This is a genomic window from Ralstonia sp. 1138 (assembly GCF_040544795.1).
GTDB lineage: Bacteria > Pseudomonadota > Gammaproteobacteria > Burkholderiales > Burkholderiaceae > Ralstonia > Ralstonia flatus.
This window is the reverse complement of the sequence record NZ_JBEPKQ010000003.1, coordinates 772,372-794,345: the sequence shown is the minus strand read 5'-3', so window position 1 is coordinate 794,345 and position 21,974 is coordinate 772,372. Positions and strand designations below refer to the sequence as shown.

22 protein-coding genes are annotated in these 21,974 nt (G+C 62.7%); all 22 read right to left on the bottom strand.

Annotated elements, in window-relative coordinates:
• Positions 1–651: 651 nt before the first annotated feature.
• The 22 genes from ureC to ABIC76_RS16475 all read right to left on the bottom strand — a co-directional run bounded on the left by ureC (position 652) and on the right by ABIC76_RS16475 (position 21,963).
• The gene (gene ureC, locus ABIC76_RS16580; RefSeq protein WP_354534606.1) at positions 652–2,370 is read right to left on the bottom strand and encodes an urease subunit alpha; all 1,719 of its coding nucleotides are present in this window, start codon (positions 2,368–2,370) and stop codon (positions 652–654) included.
• Between the two features lie 13 nt (positions 2,371–2,383).
• Entirely contained in the window at positions 2,384–2,689 is a 306-nt protein-coding gene (locus ABIC76_RS16575) for an urease subunit beta (protein ID WP_012762288.1), read from the bottom strand.
• A gap of 13 nt (positions 2,690–2,702) precedes the next feature.
• Positions 2,703–3,320 carry a HupE/UreJ family protein gene (locus tag ABIC76_RS16570; protein WP_027681050.1) on the bottom strand — a complete coding sequence of 206 codons (618 nt, stop codon included), beginning with the start codon at positions 3,318–3,320 and terminating at the stop codon, positions 2,703–2,705.
• A 54-nt stretch (positions 3,321–3,374) separates the two neighbouring features.
• On the bottom strand, positions 3,375–3,677 hold the full coding sequence (locus ABIC76_RS16565) for an urease subunit gamma (RefSeq protein WP_004630759.1): 303 nt from the start codon (positions 3,675–3,677) through the stop codon (positions 3,375–3,377).
• Positions 3,678–3,756: 79 nt separating this feature from the next.
• A complete protein-coding gene (locus ABIC76_RS16560; protein ID WP_354534605.1) occupies positions 3,757–4,644 on the bottom strand; it encodes an urease accessory protein UreD in 888 nt (295 codons plus the stop codon).
• A 102-nt stretch (positions 4,645–4,746) separates the two neighbouring features.
• Positions 4,747–5,439 carry an urea ABC transporter ATP-binding subunit UrtE gene (gene urtE, locus ABIC76_RS16555; protein ID WP_004630761.1) on the bottom strand — a complete coding sequence of 231 codons (693 nt, stop codon included), beginning with the start codon at positions 5,437–5,439 and terminating at the stop codon, positions 4,747–4,749.
• A gap of 141 nt (positions 5,440–5,580) precedes the next feature.
• Positions 5,581–6,432 (bottom strand): urea ABC transporter ATP-binding protein UrtD, encoded by an 852-nt coding sequence (gene urtD, locus ABIC76_RS16550; protein WP_354534604.1) that lies wholly within the window; start codon positions 6,430–6,432, stop codon positions 5,581–5,583.
• Positions 6,429–7,598: an urea ABC transporter permease subunit UrtC gene (gene urtC / locus ABIC76_RS16545; protein WP_354534603.1), complete on the bottom strand. Its 1,170-nt coding sequence runs from the start codon at positions 7,596–7,598 to the stop codon at positions 6,429–6,431. The genes urtD and urtC overlap by 4 nt, the downstream gene beginning before the upstream one ends.
• Position 7,599: 1 nt before the next feature.
• On the bottom strand, positions 7,600–9,231 hold the full coding sequence (gene urtB, locus ABIC76_RS16540; RefSeq protein WP_206275174.1) for an urea ABC transporter permease subunit UrtB: 1,632 nt from the start codon (positions 9,229–9,231) through the stop codon (positions 7,600–7,602).
• 99 nt (positions 9,232–9,330) lie between these two features.
• Complete coding sequence (gene urtA, locus ABIC76_RS16535) at positions 9,331–10,587, bottom strand: urea ABC transporter substrate-binding protein (RefSeq protein WP_027681046.1); 1,257 nt, start codon at positions 10,585–10,587, stop codon at positions 9,331–9,333.
• 264 nt (positions 10,588–10,851) lie between these two features.
• Positions 10,852–11,331, bottom strand: a complete 480-nt coding sequence (locus ABIC76_RS16530) for a MaoC family dehydratase (RefSeq protein WP_092969588.1) — start codon at positions 11,329–11,331, stop codon at positions 10,852–10,854.
• A 37-nt stretch (positions 11,332–11,368) separates the two neighbouring features.
• Entirely contained in the window at positions 11,369–11,854 is a 486-nt protein-coding gene (locus ABIC76_RS16525; protein ID WP_354534602.1) for a MaoC family dehydratase, read from the bottom strand.
• A 56-nt stretch (positions 11,855–11,910) separates the two neighbouring features.
• Positions 11,911–13,041: an acyl-CoA dehydrogenase family protein gene (locus ABIC76_RS16520; RefSeq protein ID WP_354534601.1), complete on the bottom strand. Its 1,131-nt coding sequence runs from the start codon at positions 13,039–13,041 to the stop codon at positions 11,911–11,913.
• Between the two features lie 35 nt (positions 13,042–13,076).
• Entirely contained in the window at positions 13,077–14,273 is a 1,197-nt protein-coding gene (locus ABIC76_RS16515; protein WP_102066401.1) for an acyl-CoA dehydrogenase family protein, read from the bottom strand.
• An 84-nt stretch (positions 14,274–14,357) separates the two neighbouring features.
• A complete protein-coding gene (locus ABIC76_RS16510; RefSeq protein ID WP_102066402.1) occupies positions 14,358–14,819 on the bottom strand; it encodes a DUF1178 family protein in 462 nt (153 codons plus the stop codon).
• A 137-nt stretch (positions 14,820–14,956) separates the two neighbouring features.
• Entirely contained in the window at positions 14,957–15,568 is a 612-nt protein-coding gene (locus ABIC76_RS16505; protein WP_102066403.1) for an NUDIX domain-containing protein, read from the bottom strand.
• 44 nt (positions 15,569–15,612) lie between these two features.
• Positions 15,613–15,927, bottom strand: a complete 315-nt coding sequence (locus ABIC76_RS16500; protein WP_354534600.1) for a DUF2818 family protein — start codon at positions 15,925–15,927, stop codon at positions 15,613–15,615.
• 13 nt (positions 15,928–15,940) lie between these two features.
• Positions 15,941–17,416, bottom strand: a complete 1,476-nt coding sequence (gene nuoN / locus ABIC76_RS16495; protein WP_102066404.1) for an NADH-quinone oxidoreductase subunit NuoN — start codon at positions 17,414–17,416, stop codon at positions 15,941–15,943.
• Between the two features lie 16 nt (positions 17,417–17,432).
• On the bottom strand, positions 17,433–18,899 hold the full coding sequence (locus tag ABIC76_RS16490; RefSeq protein ID WP_024975298.1) for an NADH-quinone oxidoreductase subunit M: 1,467 nt from the start codon (positions 18,897–18,899) through the stop codon (positions 17,433–17,435).
• Between the two features lie 12 nt (positions 18,900–18,911).
• Entirely contained in the window at positions 18,912–20,972 is a 2,061-nt protein-coding gene (gene nuoL, locus ABIC76_RS16485; protein ID WP_354534599.1) for an NADH-quinone oxidoreductase subunit L, read from the bottom strand.
• Positions 20,973–21,001: 29 nt separating this feature from the next.
• On the bottom strand, positions 21,002–21,313 hold the full coding sequence (nuoK, locus tag ABIC76_RS16480) for an NADH-quinone oxidoreductase subunit NuoK (protein ID WP_004630788.1): 312 nt from the start codon (positions 21,311–21,313) through the stop codon (positions 21,002–21,004).
• A gap of 17 nt (positions 21,314–21,330) precedes the next feature.
• Positions 21,331–21,963, bottom strand: coding sequence for an NADH-quinone oxidoreductase subunit J (locus ABIC76_RS16475; RefSeq protein WP_102066406.1), 633 nt, complete (start codon positions 21,961–21,963; stop codon positions 21,331–21,333).
• Between the last annotated feature and the right edge of the window lie 11 nt (positions 21,964–21,974).

The window sequence follows — 21,974 nt, the reverse complement described above, 5'->3', positions numbered from 1 at the left end:
ATCCCTTGAATTTTCGTAACCGGGCGGAGACGGGAAAAACTCGCTTCGCTCAGACAGTTTCCCGTCTTTTTTCCGCCCGCTTACGAAAATTCAAGGCGCCATCTAGGGCAGGGGTAAAGCCCACAATCTTCTGCCCGTGCGCTACTCCGTTGTACGTCTGGAACCATCACACGCACTTGCACTTGCACTTGCACTTGCACTTGCACTTGCACTTGCACTTGCACTTGCACTTGCACTTGCACTTGCACTTGCACTTGCACTCGCACTCGCACTCGCACTCGCACTCGCACTCGCACTCGCACTCGCACTCGCACTCGCACTCGCACTCGCACTCGCACTCGCACTCGCACTCATCGAGTCCCGGCGCTCACCCCAGTTTCCCGCCGGTGTGGCCGTTGACGTTCCTGCCCTAGATGGCGCCTTGAATTTCTGTAAGCGGGCGGATAAAGGAAGGAGGCCTGTCTGAGCGCAGCGAGTTTGCCTCCTTCCCCGCCCGGTTACAGAAATTCAAGGAAGGGGTCGCCATCTCGGGCGCGCCTTTCTTTTGCCTACTTTTCTTTGGCAAGACAAAGAAAAGTAGGTCGTGCCCGGCAGGGTACGAAACAAGGATGGACCAACAACAAAAAAACAGAGCCCCCCCCAACCCACCAGCTAGAACAAAAAATACCTCTGCGCCATCGGCAACACCTCCGCCGGCTCACAAGTCAACACCGTCCCATCCGCCACCACCTGATACGTCTCCGGATCAACAGAAATATCCGGCCGCCAGTCGTTATGAATCATGTCCGCCTTGCTCACAGTGCGCGTACCCTTGACCACCGCCGTGGTCTTGGCCAACCCATACTGCTCCGCCACGCCGGCAGCAGCAGCGGACTGCGACAGGAACGTCAATGAAGTGCGCCCCAGCGCCCCACCGGCCGACCCAAACATTGGCCGATAGTGCACCGGTTGCGGCGTCGGGATCGACGCATTCGCATCGCCCATCGCCGCAGAGGCAATCATCCCGCCCTTCAGGATCAGGCTCGGCTTCACGCCAAAGAACGCCGGCTTCCACAGCACGAGGTCTGCCCATTTGCCGACTTCAACCGAGCCGACTTCATGTGCGATGCCGTGCGTGAGCGCGGGGTTGATCGTGTACTTCGCCACGTACCGCTTGACGCGGAAGTTGTCATGCCCGCCGCGCGCATCGTTCGGGTCGCCGGCCAGCTTGCCGCGCTGCACCTTCATCTTGTGTGCGGTCTGCCACGTACGCAACACGACTTCGCCGACGCGGCCCATGGCTTGCGAATCGCTGGAGATCATCGAGAACGCGCCCAGGTCGTGCAGGATGTCTTCGGCGGCAATCGTCTCGCGGCGGATGCGGCTCTCGGCAAAGGCGATGTCTTCGGCGATCGACGCATCGAGGTGATGACACACCATCAACATGTCGAGGTGTTCGTCCAGCGTGTTGACGGTGAACGGCCGCGTCGGGTTGGTCGACGACGGCAGTACGTTCGATTCACCGCACACGCGGATGATGTCGGGCGCATGTCCGCCGCCCGCGCCTTCGGTGTGATACGTGTGGATCGTGCGACCCTTGAATGCCGCGACGGTCGCTTCAACAAAGCCCGATTCGTTCAACGTATCGGTGTGGATGGCGACCTGCGTGTCGGTGTCGTCCGCCACGCCCAGGCAGCAGTCGATGGCGGCGGGCGTGGAGCCCCAGTCTTCGTGCAGCTTCAGGCCGATGGCGCCTGCGTCGATCTGCTCGCGCAGCGCGCCCGGCAGGCTGCCGTTGCCCTTGCCCAGGAAGCCGATGTTCATGGGGTACGCATCCGCGGCCTGCAGCATGCGCTGCATGTACCACGGGCCCGGCGTGCAGGTGGTGGCGTAGGTGCCAGTGGCGGGGCCGGTGCCGCCGCCGATCATCGTCGTCACGCCGCTGTTCAGCGCTTCGTCGATCTGCTGCGGGCAGATGAAGTGGATGTGCGAGTCGACGCCGCCGGCGGTGACGATCATGCCCTCGCCCGCGATGATCTCGGTGCCGGGGCCGATGACGATGGTCACGCCGGGCTGGATGTCCGGATTGCCCGCCTTGCCGATCGCCGAGATGCGGCCGTGCTTCAGGCCGATGTCGGCCTTGACGATGCCCCAGTGGTCGATGATCAGCGCGTTCGTGATGACGGTGTCGGCGCAGTCTTTCGATTCGCGCTGGCTCTGGCCCATGCCGTCGCGGATGACCTTGCCGCCGCCGAATTTCACTTCCTCGCCGTAGAGGGTGAAGTCGCGTTCGACTTCGACGATGAGTTCAGTGTCGGCCAGGCGGACGCGATCGCCGGTCGTGGGGCCGAACATTTCCGCATACGCGCGGCGATTGATCTTCAATGTCATGTCCGTGTCTCGCTCAAAGCTTGCCCATCACGCGGCCGGCAAAGCCGTAGACCACGCGGTCACCGGCCAGCGCCACGAGTTCGACCGTGCGCTCCTGCCCCGGCTCGAAGCGCACGGCGGTGCCGGCGGCGATATTGAGCCGATACCCGCGCGCGGCTTCGCGGTCAAAGCGCAGCGCGTCATTCACTTCATAGAAGTGGTAATGCGAGCCGATCTGCACGGGGCGATCACCGGTATTGGCCACCGTGACCGTCACTGTCGCGCGGCCTGCATTGAGTTCGAGATCGCCGTCTTGCGGCAGGAGTTCGCCGGGGATCATGGTGCAAGCCCCCTCAGATGGCCGTGACGAGCAGGCCTGCGCCGTACAGCGCTACGCCCACGCCCGACAGACGCGCCAGCCATGCCAGACGCGGCTTCAGCGCAAAGCCCGCGCCAATGCCCGCGGTGTGCAGCAGCGCCGTCGCCACGGCAAAGCCGCCGACGAAATACGGGAACATGGCTTGCGCCCCTGCGGGGAATTCCGTGCCGTGCGCATAGCCGTGGAACAGCGCGAACGCGCCGCACAGCAGCGCGCCGCCCCACGTCGGCAATTGCGCGCGCGCTGCAATCAGCAGGCCGAACACCAGCAGCGATGCGGCGATCATCGGCTCGGCCATCGGCACCGCCACGCCACCGGCGCCGAGCAGCGCGCCCAGGATCATCAACGCGACAAAGGCGACGGGCGCCCACAGCGCATCGCGTACCGAGCGCGAGGCCAGTGCGCTCCACACGCCCACGGCCACCATCGCCAGCAAGTGGTCTGCGCCCGTGAGCGGATGCAGGAACCCGGCGAGCAGGCTGCCCTCAGCGGTATGGCCCGGATGCCCCGGGTGGGCAAACGCGATGGAGGCGCCGAACGTAAGCGCGATGGCCGCAGCGGGCCGGACGAAGCGAGACAGGGTAGGCGTCATGGCAGGACTCGTAGTGATGAGTGGCGTGCGGACTTCAAACTTGAAAATCAAAATTCAGACGATCGGGTGGTGGACGGTGACGAGCTTCGTGCCGTCCGGGAACGTGGCTTCGACCTGGATGTCGGGAATCATCTCGGCCACGCCGTCCATCACGTCGTTGCGGGTGAGGAGCGTGGTGCCGTAGTGCATGAGGTCGGCCACCGTCTTGCCGTCGCGTGCGCCTTCCATGATGGCGGCGCTGATGAAGGCGACGGCTTCCGGGTAGTTGAGCTTGAGGCCGCGGCCCTTGCGGCGCTCGGCCAGCAAGGCGGCGGTGAAGATCAGCAGCTTGTCTTTTTCGCGCGGGGTCAGTTCCACGAGGGGCTCTCTTCGGTGAGGGTCAATTCAGTTCAGTGCAGATCGGGTGATACGAGGTCGGGTCGCCATCATGTGGCCGTCATGTCGCCCACAGGCGCAGCGGACGGCCCGCCACGCCATGCATCGGTTCGCGCAGCGCGAGCCAAGTCTGTGACAGCAACGCGCGCGCATCTTCGGGCCGGCGTGCGAGCACGCGCAGCAACAAAACGTTTGGCAGGCCGGGCGCATCTTGCGTGAGACACGTGACACCCGCGCGCAGGTCGGCGTTGTACGGCAGGTGCTCGGCCATCGATTCGGCGAGGGCTTCGGTGGCGCCCTCGCCCACGGCCCACAGCGTGCCGACGACGTGGAAGCCGGCCATGCCCGTCGCCGCATTCAGCACGGGCGATTGCGCGTCGAACGCCGCCGACTCGATCCACAGCGGCTGACCGTTGCAACGCAAAGCGGTGCGCATGGCGATGCGGCCTTCGGCCCATGATTCACCGGCGGCGTGGCGGCCGAGCATGGTGGTATCCCAGCCGATGGCGGTGGCGCCTGGCGCCAGGTCCAGCGTCAGGTCGATGATCGGGCGGGCCTGGTTGAAGACGATGTTTTCCTGCGGCAGCCAGTCCAGCCGCGCTCCTGCCTCCGCCCGGATGGCAACGCGCTGCGTGGCCGTGCGGCCGAGCGACTTGTACCACTTGGTGGCGCCGGGCGTGGTCAGCACGGCATGCGCATCGGCACCGACTTCGATGTCGATATCGAGTACATCACCGCCGGCAATGCCTGCAGGCGGATGCAGCATGACGGCATGGCAGACGCCCTCGCCTTCCGGATACAGCGCCTTCTGCACCCGCAGCGGCCCCTGATGCCGGCACGTGGCCAGCACGGTGCGCTCACCGCGCCGTGCAAACGCCAGGCGCAGCGAGGCTTCCCAGGACGCGAACGAATCGGTCTGCGGCGGGACAGGAAAATCGGGATGGCGCATCAGGAAGGCAGCACGGCGGCTAGGAATTTTCTCATCATAGCCAGATGCCACAGATTTGGCATTCGACTTTTTCCCTCGAATGCCAGGGCATCAGCCGGGGCATCAGACGGCGACCAGATCACGCACGCCATCGGCTTCCATATTGGCGCCGTCGCCCTGGGCGATCACCTCGCCACGGCTCATGACGACGTAGCGGTCGGCAATGCTGCGCGCAAAGTCGTAGTACTGCTCGACCAGCAGCACCGACATGCCGAACTCATCCACGAGGCGCCGCAGCGTGCGGCCGATCTCCTGGATGATCGACGGCTGGATGCCTTCGGTCGGCTCGTCCAGGATCAGCAGGCGCGGCTCGCTCATCAGCGCGCGGCCGATGGCAAGTTGCTGCTGCTGGCCGCCAGACAGATCGCCGCCGCGCCGGCCCTTCATCTCCTTGAGCACCGGAAACAGCTCGTAGATGGAATCGGGCACCTTGGACGGCGCGCGCTTGGCGGCGGCACCAATCAGCAGGTTCTCTTCCACCGTCAGGCGCGGGAAGATCTCGCGCCCCTGCGGCACATAGGCGAGCCCCTGCGAGACACGCTCATACGCAGGCAACTTCTGGATGGTGCGCCCTTCCCAATCGATCGCGCCGCTCGCTGTGGGCACCACGCCCATCAGGCATTTGAGCAGCGTCGTCTTGCCCACGCCGTTACGGCCAAGCAGCGTGGTCAGCTTGCCCGTAGGGACGTCAAAGCTGACGTTGCGCAGGATGTGGCTGCCGCCGTAGTACTGGTTCAGTTGTTGGACCTGCAACATCGCGTTCTTTCCTTTTGCCTTGAGAAGGCTCTGAAAAACGTAGCGAGCGGTCCGATGTTGGCCCGAGAAGCGCAGCCGTACACGGGTACGGCCAGCATCACAGGGGCAAGATCGGGACGCGCAGTAGTTTTGCGGAGCCTTCTAACGCCCCAGATAGGATTCGATCACTCGCTCATCGCGCTTGACGGCGTCGAGCGTGCCTTCGGCCAGGACGCTGCCCTCAGCCAGCACGGTCACGCGCCCTTCCGCCCCTGCCAGCGCGGCGACAAACTCCATGTCGTGCTCCACGACCATGATCGAGCACGAGCCACGCAGGCCGTTGAGCAACGTTGCAAGCTGCATCGTCTCTTCATCCGTCATGCCGGCGACCGGTTCGTCGAGCAGCAACAGTTGCGGTTGCTGCATCAGCAGCATGCCGATCTCCAGCCGCTGCTTCTGCCCGTGTGAGAGCAGCCCGGCAGGCCGATAGGCCTCCGCTTCCAGATGGATGCGGCCGAGCGTTTCTTCGATGCGCTGGCGGCCGTCGTGCAGCAGGCGCGCGCGCAGCGAGACCCACCAGCGCTTGTCGGCCTTCATGGCCAGTTCCAGGTTTTCCCACACGGTGTGCTGCTCGAACACGGTCGGCTTCTGGAACTTGCGGCCGATGCCGATCTGCGCGATGCGCGGCTCGGTCAGGCGCAGAAGGTCGATGGTCTGGCCAAGGAAGACGCGGCCGGTGACGTCTGCATTGCGCGGCCCGGTCTTGCCGGTAATCACGTCCATCATCGTGGTCTTGCCCGCGCCGTTGGGGCCGATGATGCAGCGCAGTTCGCCGTGGTCGATCGACAGCGTGAGCGCGTTCAGTGCGCGAAAGCCGCCGAAGCGCACGGTCACGTCTTCGAGATACAGGATGGCGCCGTGCGAGACGTCGATCGTGTCCGGCTCGACCAGGTGGCCCATGCCGGTGGCGGTGCCGGTCTCCGCACGGTCGGGGAGTTCGGTGAACGTGCTCATGCGTGGTCTCCGGTGACGGTCGCGGCTTCATGCGTCTCGGCTGGCGTGGGTGCCCGCTTTTTCATGCGGAGCTTGCCCAGCAGCCCCAGCACGCCGTTCGGCAGATACAGCGTCACCAGCACGAAGATCGCGCCCAGCACAAACAGCCAGTACTCCGGCACCCATGCGGTGAGCAACGTCTTGGCGCCGTTGACGAGGAACGCGCCGATGATCGGGCCGATCAACGTGCCGCGCCCGCCCACGGCCACCCACACGGCCATCTCGATGGAGTTGCCCGGCGACATCTCGCCCGGGTTGATGATGCCGACCTGCGGCACGTAGAGCGCGCCCGCAATGCCGCACAGCACCGCCGAGAACGTCCACACGAACAGCTTGTAGCCGAGCGGGTTGTAGCCGGAGAACATCACGCGCGCTTCGGCATCGCGGATGGCGGTGACCACGCGGCCGAACTTGGACGTGACGATGGCGCGGCAGGCGATGAACGCCAGCACGAGCGCCACGAACGTCGCTACAAACAGCACGGTGCGCGTCGGCAATGCGGAGATCGGGAAGCCGAGGATGCGTTTGAAGTCCGTAAAGCCGTTGTTGCCGCCAAAGCCCGTTTCGTTGCGGAAGAACAGCAGCATGGCCGCATACGTCATCGCTTGCGTGATGATCGACAGGTACACGCCTTTGACGCGCGATCGGAAGGCAAAGAAGCCGAACAGCCACGCCAGCACACCAGGCACCAGAATCACCAGCAGCATGGCCCAGGCGAAATGCTCGGTGCCGTGCCAGAACCACGGCAGCTCCTTCCAGTCGAGGAAGACCATGAAGTCCGGCAGATCGCTCTTGTACACGCCTTCGCGGCCGATGGAGCGCATCAGGTACATGCCCATGCCATAGCCGCCGAGCGCGAAGAACAGCCCGTGGCCGAGGCTCAGGATGCCGCAATAGCCCCACACCAGATCGAGCGCCAGCGCCGCGAGCGCGTAGCACATGATCTTGCCGATGAGCGTGAGCGCATACGCCGACAGATGCAGCGGGCTGCCCTCCGGCACCAGCAGCGCGCACACCGGCGCGCCAATGCACACGATGAGCGACACGAGTACCAGCGCAGACCACCCGCGCCGCGACAGCAACGGCATGCGCGCCGGAATATCGAGAGAGAACTTGGTCGTCGTCATATCAGGCCTCGGCGCTGCGGCCCTTGAGGGCGAACAGGCCCTGCGGACGCTTCTGGATGAACAGCACGATCAGCACCAGCACGATGATCTTTGCCAGCACCGCGCCGTAGAACGGCTCGATGAATTTGTTGATGAGGCCCAGCCCGAACGCACCGATGATCGTGCCGGCCAGTTGCCCCACCCCGCCCAGCACCACGGCCATGAACGAATCGATGATGTAGCTCTGGCCGAGGTCCGGCCCGACGTTGCCGATCTGCGAGAGTGCGCAGCCCCCCAGGCCGGCAATACCGGCGCCGAATGCAAACGCATAGCTGTCGACCTTCCACGTGCGCACGCCAACGCAGGCCGCCATCGTGCGGTTCTGCGTGGTGGCCCGCACGAACAGGCCCAGGCGCGTACGGTTGAGCACCGCCCACGCAATCGCCACCACAGCCAGCGCAAACAGCAGGATGACGAGCCGGTTGTAAGGCAGTACGAGGCCCGGATACAGCGCAATGCCGCCGCTCATCCAGCTCGGGTTCGCCACCTCCACGTTCTGCGCACCGAAAATCGAGCGCACCGCCTGCATCAACAGCAGGCTGATCCCGAACGTGGCGAGCAGCGTTTCGAGCGGACGGCCATACAGGTGACGCAGCACCAGTCGCTCCAGCGCAAAGCCGACGATGGCCGCCGCCAGGAACGCAGCAGGCAGCGCCGCGGGCAGATACCAGTCGAACGCGTTCGGAAAGTAGTTGCGGAAAATCGTCTGCACCACGTAGGTGGCGTACGCACCGATCATCAGGAACTCACCGTGCGCCATGTTGATGACGCCGATCAGTCCATACGTGATGGCCAGCCCAAGCGCCGCCAGCAGCAGCACCGAGCCGAGGCTCAGCCCCGCAAACAGGTTGCCGACCAGCTCGGCCTTGCGTTGCTGCGCAGCGAGGCCGTCGAGCGCCTGCTGGGCTGCGGCGCGCAGTTCATCGTCGGCGCCGCTGTCCTTGGCGAGCAACGGGGCGATGCGCTGGCGCGTCTGCGGGTTGGTATCGCCCGCAAGCAGCTTGAGCGCTTCGAGTTTCTCGGCATGCGTGCCGTCGTCAAGCGCGAGATTGGCCCAGAGCACATGCAACTTGCTGCGCAACTCCGGATCGGTTTCATGCTTGCGCGCCGCGTCGACAATGGGGCGCGACGCCGTCTCGGGATGCGCAAGCAACGTATCGACGGCCTGTGCGCGCACGGCACGATCGGGCGATTGCAGCACGAAGCCGCTCGCCGCGCTGTCCACTTGCGCACGCAGGGCATTGTTCAGTGTGAGCGACTGCAGATCGTCGGCCTTGACGGTGACGGGTTGGCCAGTGATCGCGTCCAGATACTTCTCGCCGTCCTGACGCACCATGCCGGCGGCGGGCGCGAAGAACAGCGCGTCATTCTGCAAGGCTTGCAGGATCGGCCCGGCTTGTTCGGCGGGCGCAGCGGTCAGCGCGTTGAGCGCCTTGACCTTGGCATCGAAGTCGTCTTCGGCCAGCGGCTTGAGATCGGCCTGGGTCAGGGGTTGTCCGGCGGCCCACGCAGAGCCCTGGGGCGTCGCAGCCAGACAGAAAGCGCACAGCAGTGCGGCAAGGGAATGAAACAACCAGCGGGACAAGCGCATCATGGCGATCCGATGCGTGGCGGCCGGTATTGGGCCGTCCGCCACGTCGTGCAGCGTCGTTCAAAGGACCGGCCGCGCTGCATGCGCCGCCGGTCCGCCTGATTACTTCACTTCGTCAGGCTTGCCCTCGTTGCCCGGGATGTACGGGCTCCACGGCTTGGCGCGGATCACCGTCGGCGTCTTCCACACGACGTTGAACTGGCCGTCGCCACGCACTTCGCCAATCATCACGGGCTTGCTCAGGTGATGGTTGTTGTTCATCACCAGCGTGAAGCCCGACGGTGCCTTGAACTGCTGGCCGTACATCGCCTTGCGGACCTTGTCCACGTCGGTGGAGCCGGCCTTCTCGACGGCCTGCTTCCACATCATGATGCCGACGTAGGTGGCTTCCATCGGGTCGTTGGTGACGCGCTTGTCGCCGCCGGGCAGGTTGTTGGCCTTGACCCATGCAGCCCACTTCTTCTTGAAGTCGTCGTTGACCGGGTTCTTGACCGACATGAAGTAGTTCCATGCAGCCAGATGGCCCACCAGCGGCTTGGTGTCGATGCCGCGCAGTTCTTCTTCACCCACTGAGAAGGCCACCACCGGCACGTCCTTGGCCTTCAGGCCGGCGTTGCCGAGTTCCTTGTAGAACGGCACGTTTGAATCACCATTGATGGTCGACACCACGGCCGTCTTGCCGCCCTGCGAGAACTTCTTGATGTTGGCAACGATGGTCTGATAGTCGGAGTGACCGAAGGGGGTGTAGACCTCTTCGATGTCGCTGTCCTTCACGCCCTTGCTGTGCAGGAACGCGCGCAGGATCTTGTTGGTCGTGCGCGGATAGACGTAGTCGGTACCGAGCAGGAAGAAGCGCTTGGCGCCCCCGCCTTCCTTGCTCATCAGGTATTCCACGGCCGGAATGGCCTGCTGGTTGGGCGCCGCGCCGGTGTAGAAGACGTTCTTTGACATCTCTTCGCCTTCGTACTGCACCGGGTAGAACAGCAGGCCGTTCAGCTCTTCATAGACCGGCAGCACCGACTTGCGCGACACCGACGTCCAGCAGCCGAATGTCACCGCCACCTTGTCCTGCGTCAGCAGCCCGCGCGCCTTCTCGGCAAACAGCGGCCAGTTCGATGCCGGGTCCACCACCACCGGCTCCAGCTTGCGGCCCAGCACGCCACCACTCTTGTTGATCTCGTCGATCGTCATCAGCGCAACGTCTTTCAGCGACGTCTCGGAGATGGCCATCGTGCCCGACAGCGAATGCAGGACGCCGACCTTGATCGGTTCTTTTGCCTGAGCAAACGCGAGGCTCGACACGGACAACAGCGTTGCGGCGGCGACGGCAGACAGCTTCAACAGCTCACGACGTTTCATTGCGGCTCCTTGGGTTTATTGGTGGCGAGAACGACTCCCCGGGGCCCAAAAGTGCAACTACCGTGCCATCGCATTCGGCTCATTCGAAGGGAAATTCGCGCCAAAACGGTGCCAAAGCGGCGCCAAGTCAGCGCATTTGTCCGTTGGAATGCGCCTGCTTGGGGCGCAAGAAGACAAGCACAAAACAAGCGGGGTGCAAGGGCAAACCGATGCAAAAAGAAAGGCCGGCATTGCGCCGGCCTCGGAGCCTTGCGAGAACAGAACTCAGGAATAGCGGCGCGAAATCGATTCGGCCACGCACACGGGGCGCTCCTGCCCCTCACGCTCGATGGTCACGGCCCAGGTCATCTGTGCGCCGGTCAACGCGGGGGCATTGGGCAGCGGCGGCAGCGCTTCCATTTCGACCAGCTTCACGCGCGCACGCACGCGGCTGCCGACCGGCACCGGCGCCGTAAAGCGAACCTTGTTCAGGCCGTAGTTCACGCCCATCTTCACGTCGGACATCTCGATCGCATTGGCCATCAGCATCGGCAGCAGCGACAGCGTCAGAAAACCGTGCGCCACCGGTGCGCCAAACGGCGACTCGCGCTTGGCACGCTCCACATCCACGTGAATCCACTGGTGATCGCCCGTGGCCTCGGCAAAGAGGTTGACCTGCTGCTGCGTGATCTCGGTCCAGTCACTCACGGCAACTTCCTGACCGATCAAACCTTTCAGCTCGTCGAGCGATTCGATGATGCGCATCTGGGTTGTCTCCTTGTTGTGATGCGATGAGGTGTCCTCAAGTCTTCGGGCGTCGGCCAAACAAGCCCATGCCCGTGACCGTGCAGACGAGTTCGCCGCGCTGGTTGCGCGCTTCCCAGCGGTTGACCGCCACACCGCGGTCCGGCTTCGACTGCGAGGGACGCACCTCCATGCACGTGCTCGACACCGACAGCGTGTCGCCCGGATACACCGGCTTCATCCAGCGGATTTCATCCACGCCCGGGGAACCCATGCTGGCTGCCTTGCCCAGGAAGCCGGTCACCATCAGCCGCATCATGATCGAACAGGTCATCCAGCCGCTCGAAATAATGCCGCCGTAGATGCTGTGCTTGGCGGCCTCTGCATCGATGTGGAACGGCTGCGGATCGTACTGCCGCGCGAAGCTCAGGATCTCTTCTTCGGTGACGGTGTAGGTACCCATCTGCAGCGTGCGGCCGACCTCGAAATCGTCGAAGTAGAACTCGTACGATCGTGTCGCTGCTGCGTTTTCGTTTTCCGCCATGTCGTCTCCTCCAAATGACAACGCCCCGCACGAATGCGGGGCGTTCAGGTTTGCCGTTACGCCGCCTGCTGGAAGCCGGGCAGCGATGCGAAGCGTGCCAAGTGATGATCCACGTCACCCAACGTCGTGTTGATCATCGTCAGCCGCTTGAACATGTGTGCGGCCGGCAGTTCGTTCGTCACGCCCATGCCGCCGTGCAACTGCACCGCTTCCTGCCCAACATCACGCGCAGCCTGGCCGACACGCGCCTTGGCCGCCGACACATAGCGGCGGCGCGCCTCGACATCGCCATCTTCAAAGTGCGCAGCCGCCAGATACGTGATCGAACGCGCCTGCTCGCCATGGATGAACATGTCGACCATGCGGTGCTGCAGCGCCTGGAAGCGCGCGATGGGCACGCCAAACTGCTGGCGGGTCTTGGTGTACTCCAGCGTTGCGGCGTTCAGCGCATCGATCAAACCGATCGCTTCAGCACACAACAGCACGCAGCCGAGATCGGCGACGGCATCGATGGTCTCCCACGCTTCGCCGGCCTTGCCCAGCAGCGTTGCCGGCGCGTTGTCGAAGCGGATGTCCGCAGCGTGCAGGTTGTCGATCGTGCGGTAGTCCTTGACCGTCACGCCAGCGGCATCGCGCTCGACCACGAAGAGCGACAGGCCCGACGTATCACGCGCTTCGCCACCGGTGCGCGCCGAGACGATCAGCTTGTCTGCCTGCGCGCCATGCACCACAACCGCCTTCTCGCCGGTCAGCGTCCAACCGGCGCCCTGCTGTGTGGCGCGCGTGGTGACGTTGAACAGCTCGTAACGCGATTGGCGCTCGCCGAATGCAATAGCCAGCTTCACAGCGCCGCCAGCAACTTCTTCCAGCAATGCCTCTTGGCCGCCCGCCAGCTTCAGCGCCTGGGCGCCGAGCACGGTGGCCTGATACGGTTCCACGACCAGGCCGCGACCCAGTTCCTGCATCACCACCAGCAAGTCCATCGCGCGGCCGTCAAAACCGCCTTGTGCTTCAGGCACAGGCAGTGCGGTCAGGCCCAGTTCGGCCAGTGCATCCCAGTGGCCCTGCGACACACCTTCCGGCGAATACACGACCTTGTTGCGCGCCTCAAAGCTGTAGTCCTTCTCGATGAAGCGGCGCACCGCGTCGGCCAGTTGCTTCTGTTCGTCGGTGAACGAGAAATCCATGTTTGTCTCCGCTATGTGTTCTGTCGCCGTTCTGCTCAGACGCCAAGGATCATCTGCGAGATGATGTTGCGCTGGATTTCGTTCGACCCGCCGTAGATCGAGGTCTTGCGATAGTTGAAGTAGTACGGCGCAAGCGGCGCGGCATCGTTGTCGCCCGTCGCGGCCTGCGAGGTCTCGCCTTCAAGGTAGCTCGGGTCGAACGGCTGGGCGTATGGCCCCACGGCCTCCACCATCAGCTCGGTCAGCATCTGCTGGATCTGCGTGCCCTTGATCTTGAGCAGCGACGCCTCGGGCCCCGGGCCCTTGCCTGCGTTCTCGCTCGACACCACGCGCAGCACCGTCATCTCCAGCGCCAGCAGTTCGATCTCCAGCGACGCCACCTTGGCACCGAATACCGGGTCCTGCAGCAGCGGCTTGCCGTTCTTCTGGTGTTGCTTGGCAACGCGCTTGAGGAACGCCAGTTCGCGCTTGGAATTGCCCACACGTGCAATGCCGGTGCGCTCGTGGCCGAGCAGGTATTTGGCGTACGTCCATCCGCGGTTCTCATCACCGATCAGGTTCTGGACGGGCACCTTGACGTTGTCGAAGAAGACCTCGTTCACCTCGTGCTCTTCGTCCAGCATGATGATCGGGCGCACGGTAATGCCCGGCGTCTTCATGTCGATCAGCAGGAACGAGATGCCTTCTTGCTTCTTCGCATCGGGGTCGGTGCGGACGAGACAGAAGATCATGTCGGCGTGTTGGCCGAGCGTCGTCCAGGTCTTCTGGCCATTGACGATGTAGTGATCGCCTTCGCGCACAGCACGCGTCTTGACGGAGGCCAGATCGGACCCGGACCCCGGCTCCGAATAGCCCTGGCACCACCAGTCGGTGCAATCAACGATGCGCGGCAGGAAGTAGCGCTTCTGCGCTTCATTGCCGTACTTCATGATCACGGGCGCGACCATGCTGACGCCGAACGGCAGCACGCCAGGTGCGCCGACCTGCGCGCACTCTTCGTCCCAGATGTGTTTTTGGATGGGGGACCAGCCGGTGCCGCCCCACTCGACCGGCCAGTGCGGTACCGACCAGCCCTTCGCTGCGAGCGCCTTGTGCCAGCGGACGAAATCGTCGCGGCTCAGGCGGCGGTGGTTCAACACCTTGTCCTGGATGTCCTTGGGCAGATTGGCTTCCAGCCAGCCGCGGACTTCCTGGCGGAACGCATCGTCGGCCGCCGAGTAGTTCAGATCCATGCCTGTCTCCTGTGGTTGGCTCCCCACCGTGGCAAATCGGCGAAGAACGTTCTGTCGGACCGGCGCGGACCTGAATCGGGGCTGCTAGTGCACGGGCTGCTTCAGCGCGTCGGGCACCAGCAGCGGCATCACGTCGATGCCTTCCTCGGCCAGTTCCTGCGCTTCCTCCCGAGACGTCGTTCCGCGAATGCCCCGCTCCGGCGCCTCGTTGTAGTGCATGCGGCGCGCCTCTTCTGCAAACCGCTCGCCGACGTCCTCGGTATTGGCAAGGACATGGCGCACGGCTTTCAGGTAGAGCTGTTGCAGGGTTGCGGATACACCGCCCTCGCCTTCGGCTGTCTTGGCGGCAGCGCCCTTCTGGGCGGCCTCCGTTCGTGACGACGACAGATTCAGGCGCGGCGCACTCGGCAAGCGCTCAACCTCGTTGTGACCGCAGACAGGACACGTCAACAGCCCGCGTTCTTGCTGCGATTGCAGGTCGGCATCAGAGCCGAACCAGCCTTCGAAGCGGTGGTCATTGGCACAGCGGAGGTCCAGCACTTTCATGATCGGTCCAGCGCATGGGGATGAGTGTATCCCCGATTCAAAAATTTGTGAACGGTCGTGCTAATTTTTTCGCACGACCGTTCGCCATGGTAGCGAAGACAGCAAAATCGTGCGATCAAGCGACGGCAGCAAGCGGCTCAGGCTGCACCTGGGGTCCAGGCTCCGGACAGGATCTTCTCAAGCCAGAACGTGCCGATGATGGTCTTCACGTCCGAAATTTTGCCATCGCGCACCCAATCGATGAGCTGACCAGCCGAGGTGACAAAAGTCTCGAGAAATTCGCCTTCATCGAGCATTGCCTCGCCTTGCTTCAGATCCCGGGCAAGATAAATGTCGATGAATTCGGTGGAATACGAAATGACCGGATGGATGCGTGTGAGGTAGTCCCAGCGCTCGGCCGTGTAGCCGGTTTCCTCCCGCAGTTCGCGCTTGCCGCATGCCAGCGCGCCTTCTTGCGGGTCGAGCTTGCCGGCGGGAAACTCGATCATCACCCTGTCGACTGGATAGCGAAACTGGCGCTCCATGAGCACGGTGCCATCGTCGAACAGCGGAATCATCATCACTGCACCGGGATGAACCAGGTATTCGCGGCTGGCATTTCGGCCGTCCGGCAGACGGACGATGTCCTGCTTGAGCGTGAGGAATTTACCCTGGTGCATCAGCGCAGAGGCCACCTGCGTCTCGCGCAGGCCGGCGTCCGAGTCCTGCGCAGTCTCAGAGGTTTCGTTCGGCGGGGTGTGATCGGACATGGCGCTCTCTCATGCCGAGACAGCGGGAACCTGCCCGGCGGGAATTAACGGGAATCGCGGGGATGGCGAACCAGGTATTGCCACGTAAAGCCCGGAAACGCGAACACCAGCATCAGGCATGCGGTGATCGCGTAGAACTGCCAGCCTTGCGCAAACGCATTGCCCTGGCTCGATTCAATACTGAAGCCGATCAGCCCAACCACAACATACATGGCAATCAGCTCGGTGCCGCGCAGCCAGAACGGCTTGCGCGGCCAGCGTGCCGGCACCAGTGCCAGCACGCGTTGGTTGACGAACGGCAGGTTGGCACAGATCAGTGCCAACACGATGACAAACAGGCCGCCCGTCGACGTGCTCATGACGCTCGGCGTATTACGAAGCCAGCGTCAGGCGGATCGCCTGATAGCACACGGCCATCAGGCCGGCCGGAAAGATACCGAGCAACAACACCAGCAAGCCATTGATCGACAGCAGCGAGCGCAGGCCGAAGGTGGCTTCCACAGGGCCTTCGTCAGCCGGCACGTCAAAGTACATGACCTTGATGACGCGCAGGTAGTAGAACGCGCCCACCAGCGAGAACAGCACCGCCACAACGGCCAGCCACGACATGCCCGCATCGACGACTGCGCCCAGGACCGACAGCTTGGCGTAGAAACCGACCGTCGGCGGCAGGCCCGCCAACGACATCATGATGAACAGCATCAGCAGCGCGAACCACGGGCTCTTCTTCGACAGGCCTTTCAGGTCGGCGATGTCTTCCGCCTCGTACCCCTTGCGCGACAGCAGCAGGATGACGCCGAACGCGCCCAGTGCGGTCAGCACGTAGGTGATGGCATAGAACATCGACGCGCTGTAGGCCTGTGCCGTCAAATCCGGCTTGCCGGAGCTGACGCCCGATACCAGGCCCAGCAGCAGGAAGCCCATGTGCGAGACGGTCGAATAACCCAGTAGACGCTTGAAGTTGGTCTGCACAACGCCTGTGATATTGCCGATAGCCAACGACACGACAGCCAGCACGATCAGCATGTTCTGCCAGTCGAATGCCAGCGGCAGCAGGCCTTCCACCAGAATACGCAGCGTCATTGCGAAGGCGGCCACTTTCGGCGCACCGGCAATCAGCAGCGTCACGGCCGTCGGCGAGCCCTGGTACACATCCGGCACCCACATGTGGAACGGCGCCACACCAAGCTTGAAGCCCAGGCCAGCAACAATGAACACCACGCCGAACACGAGGATCGTCTTGTTGATCTCACCGTTCTTGATGGCGTCAAACACCTTGCCCAGCTCCAACGAGCCGGTTGCACCGTACAGCATCGACATGCCGTACAGCAGCAGGCCAGATGCCAGCGCGCCCAGGATGAAATACTTCATGGCCGATTCGGACGACACGTTCGAACGGCGACGCAGCGCTACCAGCGTGTAGGACGCAAGCGACAGCAGTTCCAGGCCCAGATAGAGCACGAGGAAGTTATTGCCGGTGATCATCACCACCTGGCCGCCCAGTGTGAACAGGGCGAACATATAGAACTCGCCCGCGTACATGTCACGGTCGGCCAGATAGCGGCGCGTGTATACCAGCGTGGCAAACAGCGTCAGCGCACAGAACGACGCCAGCACGTTAGCCATCGGGTCGATCACGGCCATGTTGCCGAACACGTAGTGCGTCTCACCGTTCGCAGCATTCAGCGCGAACCACACCGCCAGCACCAGCGTAATCACCAGCGAAACCGGATACGCCACGCTGCTTCGTTTCTGGCCGCGTGCCAAGTCAATCCAGTTGACGGCACCAATGCCCAGCGCGAGAAAAACGATTGGGGCAAAAGCCGCAATAGAGGAGGACGATTGCATAGTTTCTTCTCGCTGCTTACAGCTTCGACTGAGCCACGTGGGTCAGCAGATTGACCACGGACGCATGCATGACATCGGTGAAGGGCTTCGGATACAGGCCCATGTACAGGGTGGCGATCGCGAGCACGCCCAGCATGAAGAACTCGCGGCAATTCAGGTCCTTCAGCTCGGCCACATGCTTGTGCGTCACATCACCGAAGATCACGCGCTTGACCATCCACAGCGAATACGCTGCGCCAAAGATCAGCGCCGTGGCGGCCAGGAGGCCAATCCAGAAGTTGAACTTCACGGAACCCAGGATCACCATGAACTCGCCGACGAAACCAGAGGTTGCCGGCAGGCCGCAGTTGGCCATCGCAAAGAAGACCGACAGCGCCGCAAACTTCGGCATCGTGTTCACCACACCGCCGTAATCGGCAATCTGACGCGAGTGCACGCGGTCATACAACACGCCAATGCACAGGAACATTGCGCCCGAGATGAAGCCGTGCGAGATCATCTGGACGATACCGCCCTCCACACCGATCTCGTTGAAGATGAAGAAGCCCAGCGTGACGAAGCCCATGTGCGCGATCGACGAATACGCGACCAGCTTCTTCATGTCGGCCTGCACCAGCGCCACCAGACCGATGTAGATCACGGCAACCAGCGAGATCGCGATGATGAATGCGGACAGGCTGTGGCTGGCATCCGGCGCGATCGGCAGCGAGAACCGCAGGAAGCCGTAGGCGCCCAGCTTCAGCATGATGGCAGCCAGCACCACCGAACCACCAGTCGGCGCTTCCACGTGCGCATCCGGCAGCCAGGTGTGCACCGGCCACATCGGCACCTTCACGGCAAAGGCCATGAAGAACGCGAGGAAGATCAGGATCTGCTCGTTCATCGACAGCTTGACCTGATGCCACTGCAGGATTTCAAACGTGCCGCTGTGGAAGTACAGGTACAGCAGCGCAACCAGCGTCAGCAAAGAGCCCAGCAGCGTGTAGAGGAAGAACTTGAATGCTGCGTAGACGCGGTTCGGGCCGCCCCACACGCCGATGATGATGTACATCGGGATCAGCGTGGCTTCGAAGAACACGTAGAACAGCAGACCGTCGAGCGACGCAAACACGCCGATCATCAGACCCGACAGGATCAGGAACGCGGCCATGTACTGCGCCACGCGCTCGGTAATCACTTCCCAGGCGGCGATGACGACGATGACGGTGATGAACGCGGTCAGCACCACGAACCACATTGAAATGCCGTCGACACCCAGGTAGTAGCTGATGTGGAAACGCTCGATCCACGACGACTTCTCGACGAACTGCATGGCAGCCGTCGTCTTGTCGAAACGCGTGATCAGCGGCAACGTCATCACAAAGCTGATCAGCGAGCCGATCAGCGACATCCAGCGGACATAACCGGGATTGCGGTCTGAGCCCGAGGCCAGCACCAGCACGCCGAAGAAGATCGGCAGCCAGATCGCAAAAGACAGAACCATTTTTGTAATCCCTTATTTGCCTGCCAGGAACACGAAATACGTCAGCAGCCCAACCGTGCCGATGATCATCGCGAACGCATAGTCATAGATGAAGCCGGACTGGAGCAGGCGCACGACCGTCGCGAACCAGCCCACCAGACGCGCGCTGCCGTTCACGACAACACCGTCGATCACACCTTGATCGCCGCCCTTCCACAGGCCTCGGCCGAACTTGACCGCACCGTTGGCAAAGACGATCTCGTTGATCTTGTCCATGTAGTACTTGTTGTCCAGCAGCTTGTAGACGCCGGAGAAGCGCTTGGCGATCGCCGCCGGAATATCCGGGCGCTTCAAATAGAAGAACCACGACAACACGACACCCAGCACCAGCAGAATGAACGGGGCCGACGTGAAACCATGCAGCGCCATCGCCACCCAGCCGTGGAAGTCTTCGGCCAGCACCTTCATGGCTTCATGGTTTTCGCTGTTGAAGATGACTTCCGAGAACACCACACCGTGCTTGAAGAACTCGCCGAACAGCATCGGCTGGATCGCCATTGCACCGATGATGACCGACGGGATCGCCAACAGCACCAGCGGGACCGTCACCACCCAGGGCGACTCATGCGGCTTCTGGCCGGGGGCCAGACCATGATGATGGTCGTGGTCGCCCTCTTCCTCTTCATGGTGGTCGTCGTGGTGGGCGTGGGCCTTGCCGAAACGCTCTTCACCGTGGAACACCAGGAAGTACATGCGGAACGAGTAGAACGCGGTCACGAACACGCCCGCCAGCACGGCCCAGTAGGCAAAGCCCGCGCCGGGCAGATGCGATTCACGCACCGCTTCGATGATCGAGTCCTTCGAATAAAAGCCCGAGAAGAACGGCGTACCGATCAGCGCCAGCGAACCCACCAGAGACGTCAGCCACGTAATCGGCATGTACTTGCGCAGGCCGCCCATGTTGCGCATGTCCTGATCGTGGTGCATGCCGATGATGACCGAGCCGGCACCCAGGAACAGCAGTGCCTTAAAGAAGGCGTGTGTCATCAGGTGGAACACGGCCACTTGGTAGGCCGATGCGCCCAGCGCGACGGTCATGTAGCCGAGCTGGGACAGCGTGGAGTACGCCACCACGCGCTTGATGTCGGTCTGGATGATGCCCAGGAACCCCATGAACAGCGCGGTGATAGCGCCGATGATCAGCACGAACGACAGCGCGGAATCCGACAGCTCGAACAGCGGCGACATGCGTGCGACCATGAAGATACCGGCCGTCACCATGGTGGCCGCGTGAATCAGCGCGGAAATCGGGGTCGGGCCTTCCATCGAGTCCGGCAGCCACACATGCAGCGGGAACTGTGCGGACTTACCCATCGCGCCGATGAACAGGCAGATGCACGCGACCGTCAGCATGTGCCAGTCGGTACCCGGGAAGCCGATCGTGGCCAGGTTGTCGCGGGCGGCGAACACGTCGGCGTAGCTCAGGCTACCGCTGTATGCAAGCAGCAGGCCGATACCGAGCACGAAGCCGAAGTCACCCACACGGTTGACCAGGAACGCCTTCATGTTGGCGTAGATGGCCGTCGGACGCTTGAACCAGAAGCCGATCAGCAGGTAAGACACCAGACCCACCGCTTCCCAGCCGAAGAACAGCTGCAGGAAGTTGTTGCTCATCACGAGCATCAACATCGAGAAGGTGAACAGCGAGATGTACGCGAAGAAACGGTTGTAGCCGTCGTCTTCCGCCATATAGCCGATGGTGTAGATGTGCACCATCAACGAGACGAAGGTCACCACGCACATCATCATCGCCGTGAGCGAATCGATGAGGAAGCCGACTTCCATCTTCAGCGAACCCACCGTCATCCATTCGTAGACGGTGCCGTTGTAACCGGTGCCGTTGATGACGTCGGACAGCGTCAGCGCCGACAGAATGAAGGCGATCGCAACACCGAGGATGGTGACGCTGTGGGATGCCGTGCGGCCGATCTTCTCGCCAAAGAACTTGGTGCCGAACAGCCCGGCGATCGCCGCGCCGGCCAGCGGCGCGAGCGGGATCGCCAGCAGCAGGTTGGGATTGAGCGTGGTAGCCATGGAACGCTTCTTATAGGTGGATGCGGAGGTCAGCCCTTGAGGCTGTCCAGATCGTCGACGTTGATGGTGTCCAGGTTACGGAACAGCACCACCAGGATGGCGAGACCGATCGCGGATTCCGCCGCGGCCACCGTCAGGATGAAAAACACGAACACCTGCCCCGCCAGATCCCCCAGGTAGTGGGAGAACGCGACGAAGTTCAGGTTGACCGCCAGCAGCATCAGTTCGATCGCCATCAGCAGCACGATGACGTTCTTGCGGTTCAGGAAGATGCCGACGATGCTGATGGCAAACAGCACCGCGCCGAGCACGAGGTAATGGGCAAGGGATAGCGAAGACATATGGGTTCTCCCGGGGCTCAGCTCTTGGATTCAGCCGAAGCTGCGCCAGCCGACTTTTCCGCCGGCATCGAGACCAGTCGCACGCGGTCCTTGCGCTTCACGCGGATTTGCTCGGACACGTTCTGTGCCTTGGTGTCCTTGCGACGGCGTGCGGTCAGCGCCACGGCCGCGACAATCGCGAGCAGCAGAACCGCGCCGGCCACTTCAAAGGCATAGATGTAATCGGTGTAGATCAGCTTCCCGAGCGCCTGCGTGTTCGGGCCGGTAAAGCCCTTCGGCAACTCCTGCACGGGCTGCACGCGGCCCATGAAGGTCTTGGTCAGCACAACAGCCATTTCCAGGATGATGACGACGCCCACGAAGGCAGCCATCGGCACGTAGGTCCAGAAATCGCGTCGCAGGTGTTCGATGTCGATATCGATCATCATCACCACGAACAGGAACAGCACCATCACTGCCCCAACGTAGACCAGCACCAGCGTGATGGCGAGGAATTCCGCCTTGAGCAGCATCCAGATCGCCGCCGCAGTGAAGAACGAGAGCACGAGGAACAGCGCCGCGTGCACCGGGTTCTTCGCGGTGATGACCTTCAGCGCTGCGAGCACCAGCACGAGCGCGAAACAGTAGAAGATGATCGTCGTGATTTCCATGATCCTGGCAC